Raw genomic sequence first — 1,772 nt, forward strand, 5'->3', positions numbered from 1 at the left:
TCCATACGCTGTCGATGGTGCGCACTGCGCCCGACTTCACCGAAATGCTGATCGATCTCGAAGTCTGGGATCTCAAGCACCTCAACCGGCTGCTATCGCAGCTCAAGGACAATTCGAGCGTCAGCGACGCAAGACGCGTCAATGGCTAGACCATGCTCCGGTTTCGGACAACATCATGGTCAATCAAAAAGAGGCAGACATGAACACCGATGAAGTGCTGGGCATTTTCCGCGAGGCGGGTGCTGTTCTGGAAGGGCATTTCATTTTGACCTCGGGCCTGCGCAGTCCGGTCTTCCTGCAGAAGGCGCGCGTGTTCATGCATGCCGACAAGACCGAGCTTCTGTGCAAGGCGCTGGCGGAGAAGATCCGCGCAGGCGTGCCCGGCAAGATCGACTATGTCGTCGGCCCGGCGATCGGCGGGCTGATCCCGGCCTATGAGACCTCACGTCATCTCGGCGTGCCGGCGATCTGGGTCGAGCGGGAGGGGGGCGAGTTCCGCTTGCGCCGCTTCGAGATCGCCAGGGGGTCGCGTGTCGTCATCGTCGAGGACATCGTCACCACCGGCCTGTCGATCCGAGAGACCATCGAGTGCCTGCGCGAGCTTGGCGCCGAGGTGGTTGCCGCGGCCTGCATCATCGACCGTTCGGCCGGCAAGACTGATGTCGGCGTGCCGCTCATCGCGCTTGCCGAGTATGAGGTCCCGGCCTATCCGGCCGACCGGCTGCCGCCGGAGCTTGCCGCCATCCCGGCGATCAAGCCCGGCAGCCGCAACATCTGACGGGGCATGCCGACATGCGTGAAGACGAATTGGAAATGATCGCCGGCATCGATCATTTCGTGCTGACGGTCGCTTCGCTGGAAGTGACCTGTGAGTTTTACCAGCGCGTGCTGGGTTTTGAGCGCATCGACGCGGCGGATCGACCGACGGCGCTGGCTTTCGGTAGCCATAAGATCAATGTGCATGAGGTCGGCCGGACTTTCGAGCCAAAGGCGAAGTCGCCGACATCAGGATCAGGTGATTTCTGCCTGATCACCGAGCGGCCACTGGATGAGGTCCGTGCGCGGCTCGCGGCCAATGGTGTGGTGGTGGAACTCGGCCCGGTTGAACGTGTCGGGGCCCGAGGTCCAATGATGTCGGTCTATTTCCGCGACCCGGACGGCAATCTGGTCGAGGTCAGCGAATACCTGCCGTAGCCGCTGGCGGCGCTGTGCCTTTCGGCGATGCGACTGCCGTTCCTTAAATTTGCCGCGATTGTCCAATGTTCGAAGCAAGACCTGCCGCCCCGAAGGGCGGCGACAAGCGCGGCGCACAAAAGGTGTTTGGTTGTTCTTGCGCCAGCGCGTTGTTATATAAGCTGGCGATTGCCATAGGGTGATCGTCAAGCGCAAGATGTGGCTGCCACGCCCGGCTGAAGGTGCCGTTGCGGGCGCTGTGGAACGGGAACAGAGTGCTATTTCGACGCCGCAAGCCTGATGGCCTTTATGAGCGGGTGCGTACCTATCTTTGGCCGCGCCGCTCGTTTTCGCGCTCGCTTCAGTATTTTTCCAAGCGCATCCTGCGGCTGAAGGCCACACCGCATGCGGTGGCGGCCGGCGTTGCGGCCGGTGTCTTCGCTTCATTCTTCCCCGTCGGTTTCCATTTCATCATCGCTGCCATCCTGTGCTGGGTGATAGCCGGCAATCTGGTGGCGGCGGCGCTTGGCGCGGTTTTTTTCGGCAACCCGCTGACCTTCCCGTTGCTATGGGGCGCGTCGTGGGAAACGGGCAAGCTC

The 1,772-nt window shown here is 61.9% G+C and carries 4 protein-coding genes; all 4 read left to right on the forward strand.

Going from position 1 to position 1,772, the window contains the following annotated elements; genetic code table 11:
- On the forward strand, positions 1–149 hold a 149-nt coding region (locus tag EN884_RS34865), incomplete at its 5' end, for an ACT domain-containing protein (protein WP_164895387.1).
- 50 nt (positions 150–199) lie between these two features.
- On the forward strand, positions 200–778 hold the full coding sequence (gene pyrE / locus EN884_RS34870) for an orotate phosphoribosyltransferase (RefSeq protein WP_013532589.1): 579 nt from the start codon (positions 200–202) through the stop codon (positions 776–778).
- A 35-nt stretch (positions 779–813) separates the two neighbouring features.
- Complete coding sequence (locus EN884_RS34875; RefSeq protein WP_024503070.1) at positions 814–1,194, forward strand: VOC family protein; 381 nt, start codon at positions 814–816, stop codon at positions 1,192–1,194.
- A gap of 254 nt (positions 1,195–1,448) precedes the next feature.
- The coding region (locus EN884_RS34880) for a DUF2062 domain-containing protein (RefSeq protein WP_128361082.1) at positions 1,449–1,772 on the forward strand (324 nt) is incomplete at its 3' end.

The organism is Mesorhizobium sp. M7A.F.Ca.AU.001.01.1.1 (assembly GCF_004022735.1).
Taxonomy (GTDB): Bacteria; Pseudomonadota; Alphaproteobacteria; order Rhizobiales; family Rhizobiaceae; genus Mesorhizobium; species Mesorhizobium ciceri.

What these genes read in the sequence shown, in the direction of transcription:
- pyrE (WP_013532589.1), top strand. Translation starts at nt 200, where the DNA reads ATGAACACCGATGAAGTGCTGGGCATTTTCCGCGAGGCGGGTGCTGTT.
- EN884_RS34875 (WP_024503070.1), top strand. Translation starts at nt 814, where the DNA reads ATGATCGCCGGCATCGATCATTTCGTGCTGACGGTCGCTTCGCTGGAA.